Origin of the sequence: Pseudomonas sp. TH31 (assembly GCF_016650815.1) — a bacterium.
Lineage (GTDB): Bacteria > Pseudomonadota > Gammaproteobacteria > Pseudomonadales > Pseudomonadaceae > Aquipseudomonas.
Map to the genome: position 1 here is coordinate 144,117 of NZ_JAEKEZ010000022.1, position 17,710 is coordinate 161,826.

Consider the following 17,710-nt stretch of genomic DNA (forward strand, 5'->3'; position numbering starts at 1 on the left):
CAGCTGGCGAAGCCTGCGTTCGGCTGCAAAGCAGTCGCAAACCCTGCACACACCGTTTACCTGAAAGAACCGGGTGCCTGATTTCACGACTGCTGCGCAGCCGAACGCAGGCTTCGCCAGCGGCTACACGGGATCGGGCCCGTCAGACAGGCAGATGAATGCCGAACGTGTTCATCCCATGATCACTATGCACAAACACATCGCCGCCATGCATCAACGCAATCGCCTTGACGATCGCCAACCCCAGCCCATGGTTATTCCCGCTGTTGCTGCGCGACGCATCCACCCGATAAAACCGCTCGAACAATCGCGACAAATGCTCACTGGCAATCGGTAAGCCCGGATTGGCCACAGCAATACTCACCTGATGCTCCGCAACCTCGATCCGCACCTCAATCACCTGTCCAGGCTCGGTGTGCTGCACTGCGTTGCTCAGCAGGTTGATCAATGCCCGGCGCAAATGCGCGATCTCAATGCTGACCTGCGCATCACCGCTGACTCGCACCTGAACCTGCGCATCTTCCAGAATGAAATCCAGATACTCCAGGGTCGTGGCCACTTCATCGGCCAGTGAGGTGGAAGTCAGTTTGGTCGCCTTGCTTCCTTGATCGGCACTGGCCAGGAACAGCATGTCATTGATGATCGAACGCAGCCGCTCCAGCTCTTCGAGGTTCGATTGCAGCACCTCGAAATAGTGTTCGGCCGAGCGTCCGCGAGTCAGCGCCACCTGGGTCTGGCCAATCAGGTTGGTCAGCGGCGAACGCAGTTCATGGGCGACGTCGGCGTTGAACGACTCCAGACGCGAGTAAGCCTGTTCGACTCTCTCCAATGTGGAGTTGAACGAGCTGACAAACTGATCCAGCTCCGGCGGCAACGGCGAAAGGCGCAAACGCCCCGAGCGCAACGGCGGCGCCAGGCGCTGGGCCTCCTGCGACAACTTGATCAACGGCTTGAGACCGATCCGTGCCACCCAATAACCAAGCGCCGAGGCCAGCAACACGCCGACAATCGCCAGGCTGATCAAGGCGAGCAGGAGATGATGCTGAGTCTGCAAAAACGTCTCGGTGTCGATGCCGATTATGAAACGCAGCGGCGGTCGCTGGTCCTTGGCCGGGAACTGACTGACCAGCACTTTCAGCGGGTAGGCATGGTCCGGCAATTGAAGGTCGCGCCGGCCCAGCGGCCCTTCGGCGAAGGCGCGAATCTGCGGGGTGATGTTGCCGTACTCATACTGCGAATCACCGCTGATAATCCAGAAACTGATGCGCTTGTCTTCTTCGCCCAGCAACTTGAGCTTGTTGTAGATCTTCACCCAATGCTCGGGCGTGCCGAAACGTCCGACCGTGGACTCGAGCACGCTGTAGCGCGCATCCAGCTCGGCTTCGGGCAACAAGCCAAGACCTTTGTCGACCTGCTGGTACAACGCCCAGCCGATCAACAGAAACACCAGCAATGCCACCAGCGTAAACATGCCACTGAGGCGCAGTGCGATGGAGTTACGAGGGTAGGTCATCATTCATTTCCTGTGCCGCGCCGAGTCTGCTGTTGCGCAGGGCAAGGCGCGAGGAGCGCGGTTTGGTTGTTCCAAATAAGCTCCGAGCAACGCGGCACAGGAAATGAATGATGACCTACCCTAAACACCGCGACTCTCCAGCACATAACCCATGCCACGAATGGTGTGCAGCAACTTCTCGTCGAACGGCCCGTCGAGCTTGGCCCGCAAGCGTTTGATCGCGACTTCGACGACGTTCGCGTCGCTGTCGAAATTGATATCCCAGACCATCTCGGCGATGGCGGTTTTCGAGAGGATTTCACCTTGGCGGCGGGCCAGCACGCTGAGCAGTGAAAACTCCTTGGCGGTCAGGTCCAGGCGAGCACCGGCGCGGGTGGCTTTACGGCTGATCAAATCGATCCACAGGTCGGCGATGCTCACTTGCACCGGTTCATGGCCGCCACTGCGCCGGGTCAGCGCTTGCAGGCGCGCCACCAGTTCAAGGAAGGAAAACGGTTTGCCGAGATAATCGTCGGCACCATCGCGCAGGCCTCTGATCCGGTCTTCGACCCGCTCGCGGGCAGTGAGCATGATCACCGGGGTTTGCTTGCGGGCGCGCAAGGCACGCAACACGCCAAAGCCGTCGAGTCCCGGCAGCATCACGTCGAGGATGATCACCGCATAGTCGCTTTCCAGCGCCAGGTGCAGGCCTTCGACGCCATCGCGCGCCAGGTCCACGGTGTAACCCTGTTCCGTCAGGCCGCGGTGCAGGTAATCCGCGGTTTTTTCCTCATCTTCGATAATCAGAACGCGCATGACCCCGCCTCAGTCTGTGGTCGCCAGTGCCGGAAGCGGCAGTGGTTTGGGCCGATGGAAAAGCCGCTCAAGCCACAAGTATATGACCGGAGTGGTAAACAGCGTCAGCGCCTGACTCACCAGCAGCCCGCCAACGACGGCGATCCCCAATGGCTGGCGCAGTTCGGCGCCGGTGCCGTAGCCGAGCATCAGCGGCAACGCGCCGAGCAGGGCGGCGAGGGTGGTCATGATGATTGGCCGGAACCGCGTGATACAGGCCTTGAAAATCGCTTCCTCTGGCGGCAAGCCACCCTTGCGCTGCGCTTCGAGGGCGAAGTCGATCATCAGGATGCCGTTTTTCTTGACGATGCCGATCAGCAGCACCAGCCCGATCAGCGCCATGATCGAAAAGTCCTGGCCCCAGATCCACAACATGATCACCGCCCCAAGCCCCGCCGACGGCAGGGTCGAGATGATGGTCAGCGGATGGACGAAGCTCTCATAGAGCACGCCCAGAATGATGTACACCGCCACCAGCGCCGCCAGAATCAGCCACGGCTGGCTGGCCAGCGAACTCTGGAACGCCTGGGCCGCGCCCTGGAAGTTGCCGCTGATCGCCGTTGGCATGCCGATATCGGTTTTGGCCTGGTTGAGCATGATCACCGCATCACCCAACGCGACGCCGGGCGCCAGGTTGAACGAGAGGTTGGCGGCCGGGAACATCCCGTCGTGGGCGATGGACAACGGGCCGATGGTCGGCGCATCGAATTTCGCCAGCGCCGACAACGGCACCATTTCCCCGCTCAACGGCGAGCGCAGGTAGAAGTAGTTCAGGCTTTCGGCCTTGCCGCGCTGCTTGGCGTCGAGTTCCAGGATCACGTTGTACTGGTTGATCTGGGTCTGGAACTCGTTGATCTGCCGCTGACCAAAAGCGTCGTACAGCGCTTCGTCGACATCGCTGGCGGTCAGGCCGAAACGCGCGGCGGCGCTGCGGTCGATACTGATGTGGGTGATGCTGCCGCCCAGTTGCAGGTCGTTGGAAATGTCGCGGAACGCCGGGTTGGTGCGCAGTTTTTCGGTCAGGCGCTGGGTCCAGGTACTCAGGACGCCACCGTCGTTGCTCTTGAGCACGTATTGGTACTGGGCGCGACTCGGGCCGGAGCTGAGGTTGATGTCCTGGCCGGCGCGCAGATAGAGCACGATGCCGGGGACTTTCATCAATTGCGGGCGAATCCGGTCGATGAACTGGCTGGCACTCACATCGCGGTCACCGCGTGGTTTCAGCGCAATCCAGAACCGGCCGTTGGCGATGGTCTGGTTGCTGCCCGACACCCCGACCGAGTGGGAAAACGCCTGCACGGCCGGGTCAGCCGCGACGATTTTCGCCATCGCCAAGTGTTTTTTTACCATGTCGCCGTAGGAAATATCAGCAGCCGCTTCGGTGGTGCCGAGGACGAAGCCGGTGTCCTGAATCGGGAAGAAACCTTTGGGGATAAAGATGTAGCCGGCAATCGCCAGGCCCAGCGACAGGCAGAACACTCCGATCATCAGCTTCTGGTGGGCGAGGGCGCGACGCAGCAGTTTTTCATAGCCGGCCAGCAAGCGTTCGCCGAAGGTCGGTTTGCTGTGGGCGTGATGCACCGGCGCGCGCATGAATAGCGCGGCCAGGGTCGGCGCCAAGGTCAGCGACACCACCACCGAAATCATGATGGTCGAGGTAGCGGTCAGGGCAAACTCTTTAAACAACCGCCCGACCACGCCGCCCATGAACAGCAGCGGAATAAACGCCGCCACCAGCGAGAAACTGATCGAGACCACGGTGAAGCCAATCTCGCCGGCGCCTTTGATCGCCGCCTCGCGCATGCCGTCGCCGGCCTCCAGGTGACGGTGAATGTTTTCCACCACCACAATCGCATCGTCCACCACAAACCCCACGGCCACCACGATGGCCACCAGGGTCAGGTTATTCAGGCTGAAGCCCATGATGTACATCAGGGCGAAACTGGCGGTCAGCGACACACCCAGTACGGCTGACACAATCATGGTCGCCGACCATTGGCGCAGGAACAGCGCCATCACCGCGACCACCAGCATGATCGCGATCAGCAGGGTGATTTCCACTTCATGCAAGGACGCGCGAATGGTCTGGGTCCGGTCGATCAGCACCTTGACCTGCACCGAAGCCGGCAGCATCGCCTCCAGGCCCGGCAATGCGGCTTGAATACGATCCACGGTCTCGACGATGTTCGCCCCCGGTTGCCGGGAGATCACCAGGTTCACACCGGGTTGATCGCCAGCCCACGCCTGGACGTAGGCATCTTCCGAACCGTTGACGACTTTGGCGACATCCCTGAGGTGAACCGGTGCACCGTCCTTGTAGGAAACGATGAGCTGGTTGTATTCATCGGGGTGGAATAACTGGTCGTTGGTGGACAGGGTCGAAATGCTCGACTCGCCGTACAACGCACCCTTGGCCAGGTTGAGGCTGGTCTGCTGGATCGCCAGACGAATGTCCGCCAGGGTCAGGCCGATGGCGGCGAGTTTGTCTGCCGAGACCTGGACGCGGATCGCCGGACGTTGCTGACCGGTGATGTTGATTTGGCCTACGCCGTCGATCTGACTGATCTGACGCGACAGCAGGGTTTCCACCAGGTCGCTGAGTTCGGTGCCGGGCATCTGCGTCGAGCTGACGCTGAGGATCAACACCGGGCTGTCGGCCGGGTTGACCTTCTTCCAGGTCGGCAGGGTCGGCATGTCCTTGGGCAGCTTGCCGGCGGCGGTGTTGATCGCGGCCTGAACTTCCTGGGCGGCGGTGTCGATGCTCTTGTCGAGGGTGAATTGCAGGGTCAGCAGGCTAGAACCCAAGGCACTGCTCGACGTCATCTGGGTCATGCCGGGGATGGCGCTGAATTGCACCTCCAGCGGCGTGGCCACCGACGACGCCATGGTGTCGGGACTGGCGCCGGGCAGTTGCGCGGACACCTGAATGGTCGGGAATTCCGCTTCCGGCAACGGCGCGATTGGCAGGCGCGGGAAGGCAATGACGCCGAGCAACACCAGGGCAAAGGTCAACAGGATGGTGGCGACCGGGTGATCGATGCACCACGCGGAGGGGCCCTTCATTGTTTAGGCTCCGCTTGCACCACTTGCGGCGGCTCCGTCAGCACCTGCACGGTCGAGCCGGGCTTGAGCCGGGACTGGCCGTCACTGACCAGCACATCGCCCGATTTGACGCCGGTAATGATGTCCTGGCCGCTGCCCTGATACACCATCTGCACCTGGACGATCTCGACCTTGTCGCCATTGACCCGGTAAACGAAATGTTGATCGAGGCCGCGCTGTACGACGGTCGGCGGCACGACCAGCGCATCTTTATCCAGAGCAGTCTGGATTTTTACCGTCACCAGCAGGCCGGGCCAGAGCTTTTGGCTGGCGTTGTCGAATTCAGCCTTGGCGCGGATGGTCCCGGTGTTGGCGCTGATCTGGTTGTCGATCAGCGTCAGGTGGCCTTCACCCAACAGGTTGCCGGTTTCGCCATCGGTGTCGGCGCCGATGTAGGCCTTCACCTGAGCGCGTTGCGGGTTGCTGATCAGGCCTTGCAGGGTCGGCAGCATTTGTTGCGGCAGGGAAAACTCCACGGCGATCGGGTCGATCTGGGTCACCGTGAACAACCCTTGGGCGTCGGCCATGCGCAGGAAGTTGCCTTCGTCCACCGTACGAATACCGACGCGACCGGTGACCGGGGAGCGAATCTGCGTGTAGGAAAGCTGCACCTGAGCCGCGTCGATGGACGCTTGATTGCCCTGGGCGGTGGCTTTGAGCTGATTGACCAGGGCTTGTTGCTGGTCGTAGGTCTGCTTGGACACGCCATCATCGACGCTTAGCAGTTTGTAGCGCTTGAGGTTGACCAGCGCCACTTGCAACTGTGCCTGGCTTTCGCCCAGTTGGGCGCGGGCCTGATCGAGGCTGGCGCGGATCGAGCGGTCGTCGATGGTCGCGAGCAAATCGCCGGCCTTGACCAGTTGACCTTCCTTGACCAGCAGCTTGGTGAGGATGCCGTCGATTTGCACACGCACCACAACGCTGTGCAAGGACAACACCGAGCCGATGCCGCTGACGTAACGCGGCACGTCCTTCGCGGCAACCGCGACCACCCGCACCGGCACGGCGGTGGAAACGGCGAGTTTGGCGGTGGCCGGTTTGGTGGCGTACCACAAGCCCAGTGCTGCGATTGCAATCAGCAGGGTTGCGATCAAGGCGGTTTTTTTCTGAATTCGCATGCTTGTGGGGCGCCGGGCTAGAGGGACGGGAATATCGTCAGATTTTATACCTCTCCTTATAGCCCTGTTACCCGGTCAGCAAAGTGACTGCTAACTGACGGCGCTGTCAGTTTGGGCGGCGGAGAGTCCAGTGTGGGCATTCATGGACCGCGTTATCGTTCATCGCGAGCGGGCTCGCTCCCACATTGAAATGTGTTCCCTTGTGGGAGCGAGCCTGCTCGCGATGGCGGCAGCCCAGCTAATACAAGACCGGACTGACCGACTACTTGTCGCTTCAAACTCGCCGCTTGCAGCTTGCCGCCCCCGACACAGGTATACTGCCGCCTTTCGCGGCCCACCCACCGGGCGCGACTCTTTGTGCACCACCCGGAGCTTTCATGACTTCCCCGACACAACCGCCGGTCGCCGACGCTTTGAGCGACGCCCCGGCAGACCTGCCAGACAGCGTCGACTCCAGCGCAGACAGCGAAACCAAAGCCGCGATCCCGACGTTCAAGTTTCCGTTCAAACCGGGCGAACTGGCTGCGGCCAAGAACGCCAACCAGCCGTGGTACAAGAACGGCGCCAAGAACGGCCACACCAAAACCCCAGGCGCAGCGCCACCGGGTACTCGTCGTACGATGGGTAAACGCTAAGGTTTCACCCCTGCCATAGGCCATCGGTTGCGGTTTTCAATCGCAATGATGGCTAAGTGCCCAGATGCTGGGCCAGATCAGTGTTTGTGGTTTCAGCGCGCTTAGAGTCAGCAGCCCTGCCGACTCTTCCCAATAAAACGACATTGGATTCGTGTCGTTCAAAAATCCCCTGTGGGAGCGAGCTTGCTCGCGATGGCGCCATTACAGCCGCCACCTATCTACGATCAAGCCGCCCGCAACGAGATAAACGCATAGTCAAGCGGCGCTTCAGTTGCCACTTCACCCCCAGCCGCCAACACTTGCCCGGCAATGTCCTCGCCCGAAACATGAAACAACCATTCACTGCCCGGCGCGGCCAAGGGCTGTGCCACGACCTGATCGATGACCGAAGCAAATGCCCCCATCTCCGGCAGGTAAGCAGTAAACCCGTCGCCCTTGAGCGCCGTTGTACGAATCCCCAACAACCCGCAAATAGCATCCTTGGCCTGAACGTCATCGCGATCCGCCTGGCGCGAGCGTTGGACCAGCGTCTTCAATTCCTGATCCACCAACTCACCCCCCACAATCAGGTCAGGGCCTTGTTCCCACGACTCGGGCGGGCACTCCTTCACTGCCGGGTTCAGCGGGATGTGCGGATTGATTTCCATTGGATAGATGCGACACACCAGCGGCCGGCGCTCATAGATGCGGCAGCGGTTGTCTTCGTCAAGATTCCGGCAGGGACCGACGTTGTAAGCCGCGAAGGTGATGGCCACATGTGCATCGCTGGCGCCGCTGCGAACCTTCACCGAACGACGTTCGGCGTGTTCTCGCTGCAACAGAGGCAGGCCCAGGCCATTGCCCAGAAAGCCTTCCACCAACACGATCACCTGGCCGCCATCGTCGGCCCACATACGGGCTTCGGTCAGGGTCAGGGGGACATGGTGGTCGTTGCAGCACTTGCCGCAACCTACGCAGGAAAACGTCGTGTTCATGGTTCGATCGGTCGCCGGTAAGGTCATCAAATGGCGACAGAAAGCCATCGCCAAGGCGTGTCTCGAAGCAAGTTATGCGCCACTCACGGCTTCCTGGCAGTCGGTCGGATGGAGTCCCATTCGGTGACGTAGGCGGTTTTGGTTGCCTTGTTGTAGAGGCACAACTCGGTGCCTTGTTGGCCCTTCATGTGTTTCTGCGGGTATTGGCCTTGCAGCAGGAGCGCGGTGTAGCCGACCCGGTCATCGAATTGCGCGGCGGTGCCGCGGGTTTGGGGGCTTTCAGGCTGCTGGCCTTGGTGCAACTGGCGAGTACGGCTTTGTCGAAAGCGGCCCAGGCGTCGGGGCTGGAGGCTTGGGCTTGGGTGGCGAGGGCGGTGAGGCTGAGGAGCAGCAGGGTAATGAGTTTCATGGAGGGCATCCTTGTGCGTGTTGGCCAAGGTTGGAGTATGCCTCAAGACTTTTGAATGGCCGACACCGCCAGGATCGCAGCCTTCGGCAGCTCCTACAGTTGGAATGTGATCAGTTGTAGGAGCTGCCGAAGGCTGCGATCTTTTAACGGTATTACGCTGGTACTAATTCCCGGCGAACCACCCGCATCCCGGCACTTTCATAGAGCCGCTGTGCCCGGAGGTTGTCTTCCAGCACTTTCAAATCGATAAACCCTTCACGGCGCTGCTGAAACACGTTGAAAGCATTGAGCAGCAAGGCGCGACCCAGTCCGAGGCCCTGAGCCCGTGGGTGCACCACCAGGTTCTTGATGTAGGCACTGGTCCAGCACTGGCAAACGCCGACGATGCCATTCGCATCCAGGGCGATGAAGCACAGGCTTGGGTCGTATTCCGGATCGGTTTCAAAACGCTGTTGCCAGACATCAAGCGCTGGCACCCGACCGCCACCTTCGCGATAGCCGAGTTCCATCAGTTGATGCACGGCTTCTGCGAGTTCGGGGCGGTATTGGCACAGTTCAATGCCGGTTGGCCAGGCGATGGCGGGCACCGCCTCTGCAAGGTTGCGCCGCATCAAGAAGCAAAAGTCCTGGGCCACACTCAATGACCTTGCTCGGCGACCGCCTTGGCGGCTTCGATCAGGCACTTGGTCAGTTCTGGCGAAGAGAACTTGGTCAGTACCGCGTTGGCGCCGGCCAAACGCGCTTTTTCGCTGTTCATCGCGCTGTCCAGCGAAGTGTGCAGCAGCACGTAGAGGTGCGAGAAGTCCGGGGTTTCGCGCAGCGTGCGGGTGAAGGCGTAGCCGTCCATCTCTGACATTTCGATGTCCGAGACGATCAGGTTGATCTGTTGGGCAGTGCCTTGCAGGTCCAGCAGGCAATCGATGGCTTCCTTGGCGCTGCGGGCGGTGTGGCATTGCAGGCCGAGGTTGCGCAGGGTGTGCACCGATTGTTGCAGCGCGACCTGGCTGTCATCGACCACCAGAATTCGCGCGTTACCGAGGACTTCGGCGTCTTCCATGCTCAGTTCGGTCGGGGCTGTTTCAATCTGCGCCGGGGCGATGCCGTGGATGACTTTTTCGATGTCCAGTACTTGCACCAGCACGCCGTCGACCGAGGTCACCCCGGTGATGTACGAACGCACGCCGCCAGAGCCGAAGGGCGGCGGACGGATGTCGGTGGTCAGGCAATGAACGATCTTGCTCACCGCTTGAACGTGCAGGCCCTGCTTGGAGCGGCTGACGTCGGTGACGATCAGGCAGCCGCCGTTCGGGTCTTCCAGCGGCCGTTCGCCAATGGCGCGGCTCAGGTCGATCACCGACAACGATGCGCCGCGCAGGGTGGCGATGCCTTTGACGTGAGGGTGCGACTCCGGCAGCTTGGTCAGCGGCGGGCAGGGGATGATTTCACTGACTTTCAGCAGGTTGATCGCCATCAGCTTGCCGCTGCGCAAGGTAAACAGAAGAAGCGAAAGCGAATCTGCGCGGGCTTTGGTGGAGGACATAAAAACCTTCTTTGGAGAAAGGTGATGGGCGAATGAAGCGTCGCCAAAAGCTATTGATGCCGGGTTATCGACTTGATGGGGGCAGGCTTTAGCGCCAATAAATGTTGGGTAGATCAAAAGATCGCAGCCTTCGGCAGCTCCTACAGGGAAACTCGATCGGCGTAGGAGCTGCCGAAGGCTGCGATCTTGCTTACTTCATACCCAATCTTTTGGCCATCCGCCCAAGGTTCGCCCGATCCAAGCCTAGCTCACGCGCCGCACTCGCCCAATTGTTATGGTGGCGTTCCAGACAGGCGTTGATCAGTTGACGCTGATACGCCTCGGTCGCGGCCCGCAAGTCACCCGAGACCAAAGACACAGGGCTGGCGGTCGGTTGCTCGGCTGGCACCTCAACGCTGCCATGAGGCAAGTCCAGGTCCGCCGCGCTCAAACTGAGAATCTTCGGCCGTTCCTTGCAGTTGCCCAGCGCCTTCAAGGCACTGCGGCCAATCAAGTGCTCCAGTTCCCGCACGTTCCCCGGCCATTGATACGCGAGCAGCGCCGCTTGGGCATCGCTGGTCAGGCGCAGGCTGTTGAGGCCCATGCGCGAGCGGTTCTGTTCGAGGAAGAAGCCGCTGAGCAGCAACACGTCCCGCCCGCGATCCCGCAGTGCCGGCACCAGCAACGGGTAAACGCTCAGGCGATGATAGAAGTCGGCACGGTAGCGGCCACTGCGTACTTCTTCGGCGAGGTCGCGATTGGTCGCTGCGATCAGCCGCACATCGACCTGATGCTCTTTGTCCGAGCCCAACCGTTGCAGCTGACCACTTTGCAGCACCCGTAGCAGCTTGGCCTGCACGGTCAGGGACAGTTCACCCACTTCGTCGAGGAACAACGTGCCGCCATTGGCCAGTTCGAACTTGCCACGCCGGTCGTTCATCGCCCCGGTGAACGCGCCGCGCACGTGACCGAACAGCTCGCTCTCGACCAAGGTGTCCGGCAGTGCGGCGCAGTTGAGGCTGATGATCGGTTTGTCGGCGCGCGGCGAAGCGGCGTGAATCGCCTGGGCCACCAGCTCTTTGCCGACCCCGGTTTCTCCGGTAATCAGCACGGTCAGGTCGCTGCCGCCCACCAGGTTGATTTCTTCCACCAGGCGTTTGTGAGCCTTGCTCTGGCCGATCATCTCGCGGTTCTGCTGGCCGCTGGCCTGGCGGTAGACCTCGGCGCGCTGGTGTTCGTCTTCGGCGCGAGTGGCCAGCCGTTCGATGCGCTCGGCGGCGTTGACGGTCGCGGCGGCGAGGCTGGCGAAGGCTTGCAGGGCGTCCAGTTCGATCGGTTCGAAGCGCTCCGGGTCCAGCGCATCGAGGGTCAACAGGCCCCACGGGCGCTCATCGATAAACAGCGGGCAGCCCATGCAATCGTGGACTTCCAGATGTTCGTCGAGGCCGTCGACCAAGCCGTCATAAGGGTCGGGCAGGTCGCTGTCGGCGGCGAAGCGGGTCGGCCCGGGGTTGCTGAGCAGCGCCTCGAAACGCGGGTGCTCGCTGACTTTGAAGCGCCGGCCCAAGGTGTCAGTGCTCAAGCCGTCCACGGCCAGCGGCACCAACCATTCGCCGTCGAGGCGTAACAGGGCGGCGGCATCGCAGGGCAGCAGGGCGCGCATGGCTTCGAGCAGGCGCCGATAGCGCTCGCCTTCGGGCAATTCGCGGGACAGGTCGCAGACCAGCGGGAGCAGGGCAGTGAGCAGGGATTTTGCAGTCATAGTGACTCCATGTAGTCGACATGACTATAAGGCACCCTGTGTCGATATGACTACTATGAATTCAAGTTATTGATTTGTAAGGTTTTAAGTCTTGGCATGGAAACTGATAAGTAAAGGGTATTCACATAAAGCTCAGGAGTCGCCCATATGCTTAGCGTTCAAGACCGTGCCATCGTCAAATCCACCGTACCGCTGCTGGAAAGCGGTGGCGAAGCGCTGATCACTCACTTCTACCGCATGATGCTCTGCGAATACCCGCAAGTGCGCCCACTGTTCAACCAGGCCCACCAGGCCAGCGGTGACCAGCCTCGTGCGTTGGCCAACGGCGTGTTGATGTACGCGCGGCACATCGATCAGCTCGACCAGTTGGGCGACTTGGTGGCGAAGATCATCAATAAACACGTGGCCCTGCAAATTCTTCCGGAACATTACCCGATTGTCGGGACTTGCCTGCTGCGTGCGATTGCCGAAGTGTTGGGCGAAGAGATTGCCACCCCGCAAGTCATCGCAGCGTGGGGCGCGGCTTACAATCAATTGGCCGACATTCTGATCGGTGCTGAAACCAGCATCTACGACCAGAAAGAACAGGCTCCGGGCGGCTGGCGCGGGGCGCGGGAGTTCATCGTCGCGGCCAAGGTCGAGGAGAGCGCGGAAATCATCTCGTTCTACTTCGAGCCCGCCGACAAAGCCCCGATCCTCGCCGCCGAGCCTGGTCAGTACATCGGCATGAAGCTGATCCTCGATGGCGAAGAGATTCGTCGTAATTACTCGCTGTCGTCGCTGTCGGACAACGGCCAGTACCGCATCAGCGTCAAACGCGAAACCGGTGGCCGTGCCTCCAACCACTTGCATGATCAACTGCATGTGGGCGCGAGCATCCAGCTGTTCCCGCCATCCGGCGAGTTCACCCTGACCGCCAGCGACAAACCGCTGGTGCTGATCAGTGGCGGCGTCGGCATCACTCCAACGTTGGCCATGCTCGAAGCGGCGCTGGCGACCGAACGGCCGGTGCACTTTATTCACTGCGCGCGTAACGGCAGCGTGCATGCGTTCAGGGACTGGATCGATGGTTTGGCTGCGCGTCATCCGCAACTCAAGCGCTTCTATTGCTACGCCGAAGATGACGGCGTGAGCCCGGCGGCGGACCAGGTTGGCTTGTTGAGTCAGGAACAGTTGGGCGCGTGGTTGCCGCAGCAGCGGGATCTGGATGCTTACTTCCTGGGGCCGAAAGGCTTTATGGCGGCGATCAAGCGTCATTTGAAAGCGTTGGGTGTGCCGGAGAAGCAAAGCCGTTATGAGTTCTTTGGGCCGGCTTCGGCTTTGGAGTAAGTCGATGTAATGGGGTGAACCCGCAAAGATCGCAGCCTGCGGCGGCGCCCACAGGCGCGTAGGAGCTGCCGAAGGCTGCGATCTTTTGATCTTGTTGTTCAAAAGTTAATCCCTGCTTAACCGGCCTATCGTCTATTCCCCGACATCTACCGACGTGCACCTGGCTCTCAACAGTCACGGTCTGCGTGTAAACTTGCGGCAATCGATATTTAGAAGGGAAACGCGATGAGTGACGAAACGATGCGGTTGGGCCGTGAGCGGCGTTATCTGGTGTTGCTGGGCATCATCTGCCTGGCCTTGATCGGCGGCGCGCTGTACATGCAGGTGGTTCTGGAAGAGGCGCCGTGCCCACTGTGCATCCTGCAGCGCTATGCGTTGTTGCTGATCGCGATTTTCGCTTTTGTTGGCGCCGCCATGCGCACTCGTCGTAGCCTCACGGTGTTCGAGGTGCTGGTGGTGATCGCCGCGCTCGGCGGCGTTGCGGCGGCGGGGCATCATGTCTATACGCAGTTCTATCCGGCGGTCAGCTGTGGCATCGATGTGCTGCAACCGATTGTCGACGGCTTGCCGCTGGCGAAGATCTTCCCGCTGGGCTTCCAGGTCGACGGCTTCTGTGAAACGCCGTACCCGCCGATCCTGGGCCTGTCGCTGGCGCAGTGGGCGCTGGTGTCGTTTGTGCTGGTGGTGGTGCTGGTGCCGTTGCTGGTCTCGCGTAACCGCAAGGCGCTGCGCTAACCCGTCGCGTTAACAAAAAACGCCCCAGTCTTCGTGAAGAGGGCCGGGGCGTTTTGCATTTCAGAGCTCAGGTAAACAGATTGTGATGTGCGGCAGCGAAGGGGGCGCGACATGTGCGACATGTTGTCACAGCTTGAGTGTCGCAAGGCATTTCAAAATGCGGAAATGGTGCATAGCTAAGCAATGAAATGGCCCGTTCGGAGCCTCCGCTCATTCAAGCCCCATAGTGCTTGAACAGGCAGTTTTAACAGGGTCCGGTGAAGCGCCAGAACCCTGCCAAATCGGGGGGTTAGCCGGGTCGAAGGAAGGCAAAGCGCCATGAAGGCTGTCTGAACTGTGGGTGGTAGCCCCACAAAATATGGTGTTTTTGTTGAGAATTAATTTCGATACCATGCCGAGCTTTTGCAAAATCCGTTAATGATTGTTGCTGGAACGGATAAAAATTATTTCGAGATGAGACATGGTTTATACAGCGCGACGTATCTACAATCGCCCGCACTGAATTCCCGGCACTGCTCTCGACTGAGCACAATAGGGTGTCGAGAAGCCTGACGGCTTCATGCGACCTCCTGGTGTTGGTGCCTTTCCGACTATCCGCACCAAATGGAATTGGTCTGTAACAAGGCCTTTGACCACGAATTCGAATAAGAACTCACCGCTAGCCCAGGTTTTGTCGAACAGCGTCTGACGCGCGACGGGCAGCCCTTATTCAATCAAAGAAAATGCCAACCCTTGGCAGGGTGAAGTGTTGGCGATCAAAACCCAACTGCATTGCGCAAGCTGCTTTAGAGGTCGTGAGATGAGTAAAAACAGGTACCCCAGACTACTAGGCTTATTGCCGCTGATCGGCACATTGTTGCTGTCAGGCTGCAACATGACCTTGCTCGACCCCAAGGGCCAGGTGGGCCTGGATGAGCGAAACCTGATCATCACCGCAACGCTGCTGATGCTGTTGGTCGTTGTGCCGGTCATCGTCATGACGTTCCTGTTCGCCTGGAAATACCGCGCTTCCAACCAGGACGCCGTGTACGCGCCTAAATGGTCGCACTCCACCAAGATCGAAATCGCGGTGTGGGCTGTTCCGGTCCTGATCATCATTGCCCTGGGTTACGTGACCTACAAGTCGACCCACGCACTGGACCCGTATCGTCCGCTGGATTCCGACGTCAAGCCGATCACCGTTGAAGTGGTCGCCATGGACTGGAAGTGGCTGTTCATCTACCCGGAACAAGGCATCGCCACCGTTAACAAACTGGTGTTCCCGGCTAATACGCCGATCAATTTCAAAGTGACCTCCGACACCGTGATGAACTCGTTCTTCATCCCGGGCCTGGGCGGCCAGATCTACGCGATGGCGGGCATGCAGACCAAGCTGCACCTGATTGCCAACCAGAACGCTGAATTCGACGGTATCTCCGCCAACTACAGCGGCGCGGGTTTCACCGGCATGAAGTTCAAAGCTATCGCCACTTCCCAGGCGGATTTCGATGCCTGGGTCAGTGATGTCAAGAAGGCACCTAAACAGCTGGAAAAAGCTGAATACGAAGCCCTTTCCAAACCAAGCCAGAACAACCCAGTCGAGCTCTACGCCTCGTTCACGCCAAACCTGTTCCAGATCATCCTCGACAAGTACGAAGGCATGAAACCGGGCAAGCCAATGCAACACGAAGGTAAAGAGCACGAAATGGCCACCATGGAAGGGATGGACATGAGTTCGCATTCAGCTGCCGGGGCAGAGGAGTAAACGATGTTTGGTAAATTAAGTTGGGAAGCGATCCCGTTCCACGAGCCGATTGTGATGATTACCATCGCCATGATCGCGCTCGGTGGTCTGGCGGTATTTGCTGCAATCACCTACTTCAAGAAGTGGACTTACCTGTGGACCGAGTGGCTGACGTCGGTCGACCACAAGAAAATCGGCGTGATGTACATCATCGTGGCCATGGTCATGCTGCTGCGCGGCTTCGCCGACGCCATCATGATGCGTACCCAGTTGGCCATGGCCACCGAGGGTTCGCCTGGCTACCTGCCACCTGAACACTATGACCAGATCTTCACCGCTCACGGTGTGATCATGATCATCTTCATGGCGATGCCATTCTTCACCGGCCTGATGAACCTTGCAGTGCCGCTGCAGATCGGCGCGCGTGACGTTGCCTACCCGTTCCTGAACTCCCTGAGCTTCTGGCTGCTGGTCTCCGGCGTAGTACTGGTGAACGTGTCCCTGGGTGTCGGCGAATTCGCCCGTACCGGTTGGGTTGCGTATCCACCGCTGTCGGAACTGGGCTACAGCCCGGGCGTGGGTGTGGACTACTACATCTGGGCATTACAACTGTCCGGGCTAGGTACGACACTGACGGGGGTCAACTTCCTGGCCACCGTGCTGAAAATGCGTACCCCAGGCATGAAGATGATGGACATGCCTATCTTCACCTGGACCTGCACCTGGGCTAACGTCCTGATCGTGGCTTCGTTCCCGATCCTGACCGCTACCCTGGCACTGCTGACCCTCGACCGTTACATGGATTTCCACATTTTCACCAATGAACTTGGTGGCAATCCAATGATGTACGTGAACATGTTCTGGGCCTGGGGTCACCCCGAGGTTTACATCCTGATTCTGCCGGCGTTCGGGGTCTTCTCCGAAGTCATCTCGACCTTCTCCGGCAAGCGTCTGTTCGGCCACCACTCGATGATCTATGCGTCTGGCGCGATCTCGATCCTGGGCTTCATGGTTTGGCTGCACCACTTCTTCACCATGGGTTCGGGTGCCAGCGTCAACGCCTTCTTCGGTCTGGCGACGATGCTGATCTCGATTCCGACGGGGGTGAAGCTATTCAACTGGCTGTTTACCATTTACCGCGGTCGTCTGCAGTTCACCAGCCAGGTTCTCTGGACCCTGGGCTTCATGGTGACCTTCGCCATCGGCGGCATGACCGGCGTACTGCTGGCCATCCCGGGTGCTGACTTCGTCCTGCACAACAGCCTGTTCGTGATCGCTCACTTCCACAACGTGATCATCGGTGGCGCGGTGTTCGGCTACATCGCCGGTTTCGCCTTCTTCTTCCCTAAAGCGTTTGGCTTCAAGCTGCACGAAGGTTGGGGCAAGGCAGCGTTCTGGTTCTGGATCTCGGGCTTCTTCGTCGCGTTCATGCCGCTCTATGCACTGGGCTTCATGGGCATGACCCGTCGTCTGAACGCCACCACCAACCCTGAGTGGGTGCCTTACCTGCACGTTGCATTGTTCGGCGCAGTCATGATCGCTGTCGGCATTGCCTGCCAGTTGATCCAGCTGTACGTCAGTGTGCGTGACCGCAAGAAGCCAGAGAACATGTGCGAACACGGCGACCCGTGGAATGCCCACACGCTGGAATGGTCGACCTCGTCGCCACCGCCGTTCTACAACTTCGCCGTACTGCCGAAAGCCCCAGGCATCGACCCGTTCACCGAGGCCAAGGAAAACGGTACTGCGTACCAGACTCCGGTCAAGTACGAGCCGATCCACATGCCAAACAACACCGCGACCGGCCTGGTCATGGGTGCTCTGTTGACCGTGTTCGGTTTCGCGATGATCTGGCACATCTGGTGGATGGCCATCTTCGGCCTCGCCGGTACCGTGATCTACTTCGTTATCCATGCTGCCCGTGATGACCAGGGCTATATGGTGCCGGTCGACGTGATCGAGCGCATCGAAGCCGAGCAGCACAAGCGTCTGGTAGCGGCCGGGAAAGTCCCAGCTGGCGCCACCCGTGTTGAAACCTCGTTGGAACAGGCTTAAAC

General features: G+C 59.8%; 13 protein-coding genes and 1 pseudogene. 5 read left to right on the top strand and 9 right to left on the bottom strand.

Translation table 11 applies throughout. From position 1 onward, the window contains the following. Positions 1-142 precede the first annotated feature (142 nt). From JFV26_RS15315 to JFV26_RS15330, 4 genes are all read right to left on the bottom strand, one after another. Positions 143-1,513, bottom strand: a complete 1,371-nt coding sequence (locus JFV26_RS15315) for a heavy metal sensor histidine kinase (protein WP_201193629.1) — start codon at positions 1,511-1,513, stop codon at positions 143-145. Positions 1,514-1,633: 120 nt separating this feature from the next. After that, positions 1,634-2,308, bottom strand: coding sequence for a heavy metal response regulator transcription factor (locus tag JFV26_RS15320; protein ID WP_201193632.1), 675 nt, complete (start codon positions 2,306-2,308; stop codon positions 1,634-1,636). Positions 2,309-2,317: 9 nt separating this feature from the next. Continuing rightward, entirely contained in the window at positions 2,318-5,410 is a 3,093-nt protein-coding gene (locus tag JFV26_RS15325) for a multidrug efflux RND transporter permease subunit (protein WP_201193635.1), read from the bottom strand. Next, positions 5,407-6,567 (bottom strand): efflux RND transporter periplasmic adaptor subunit, encoded by a 1,161-nt coding sequence (locus JFV26_RS15330; protein WP_201193637.1) that lies wholly within the window; start codon positions 6,565-6,567, stop codon positions 5,407-5,409. Before JFV26_RS15330 ends, JFV26_RS15325 begins: the two co-directional genes overlap by 4 nt. A 377-nt stretch (positions 6,568-6,944) precedes the next feature. Here JFV26_RS15330 and JFV26_RS15335 point away from each other — a divergent pair, with 377 nt between their 5' ends. Further along, the gene (locus JFV26_RS15335) at positions 6,945-7,202 is read left to right on the top strand and encodes a hypothetical protein (RefSeq protein ID WP_201193638.1); all 258 of its coding nucleotides are present in this window, start codon (positions 6,945-6,947) and stop codon (positions 7,200-7,202) included. A gap of 224 nt (positions 7,203-7,426) precedes the next feature. Here the strand turns inward: JFV26_RS15335 and JFV26_RS15340 are convergent, their stop codons facing one another. The 5 genes and pseudogenes from JFV26_RS15340 to norR form a co-directional block, all read right to left on the bottom strand. After that, positions 7,427-8,176: a YkgJ family cysteine cluster protein gene (locus JFV26_RS15340; protein ID WP_201193639.1), complete on the bottom strand. Its 750-nt coding sequence runs from the start codon at positions 8,174-8,176 to the stop codon at positions 7,427-7,429. 83 nt (positions 8,177-8,259) lie between these two features. Then, positions 8,260-8,585: pseudogene (locus tag JFV26_RS15345) on the bottom strand (hypothetical protein). Positions 8,586-8,737: 152 nt separating this feature from the next. Then, entirely contained in the window at positions 8,738-9,196 is a 459-nt protein-coding gene (locus JFV26_RS15350) for a GNAT family N-acetyltransferase (protein ID WP_201193641.1), read from the bottom strand. 26 nt (positions 9,197-9,222) lie between these two features. Further along, the gene (locus JFV26_RS15355; protein ID WP_201193643.1) at positions 9,223-10,125 is read right to left on the bottom strand and encodes a chemotaxis protein CheV; all 903 of its coding nucleotides are present in this window, start codon (positions 10,123-10,125) and stop codon (positions 9,223-9,225) included. 190 nt (positions 10,126-10,315) lie between these two features. Continuing rightward, on the bottom strand, positions 10,316-11,866 hold the full coding sequence (gene norR, locus JFV26_RS15360; RefSeq protein WP_201193644.1) for a nitric oxide reductase transcriptional regulator NorR: 1,551 nt from the start codon (positions 11,864-11,866) through the stop codon (positions 10,316-10,318). A 147-nt stretch (positions 11,867-12,013) separates the two neighbouring features. On the opposite strand from norR, the gene hmpA reads away from it, so the two are divergent. From hmpA to cyoB, 4 genes are all read left to right on the top strand, one after another. Then, a complete protein-coding gene (gene hmpA / locus JFV26_RS15365; protein WP_201193645.1) occupies positions 12,014-13,195 on the top strand; it encodes an NO-inducible flavohemoprotein in 1,182 nt (393 codons plus the stop codon). A gap of 225 nt (positions 13,196-13,420) precedes the next feature. Beyond that, positions 13,421-13,930, top strand: a complete 510-nt coding sequence (locus tag JFV26_RS15370) for a disulfide bond formation protein B (protein ID WP_201193646.1) — start codon at positions 13,421-13,423, stop codon at positions 13,928-13,930. A 799-nt stretch (positions 13,931-14,729) separates the two neighbouring features. Continuing rightward, on the top strand, positions 14,730-15,674 hold the full coding sequence (gene cyoA / locus JFV26_RS15375) for a ubiquinol oxidase subunit II (RefSeq protein ID WP_201193648.1): 945 nt from the start codon (positions 14,730-14,732) through the stop codon (positions 15,672-15,674). Between the two features lie 3 nt (positions 15,675-15,677). Next, positions 15,678-17,708 (top strand): cytochrome o ubiquinol oxidase subunit I, encoded by a 2,031-nt coding sequence (cyoB, locus tag JFV26_RS15380; protein WP_201193650.1) that lies wholly within the window; start codon positions 15,678-15,680, stop codon positions 17,706-17,708. Positions 17,709-17,710 lie beyond the last annotated feature (2 nt).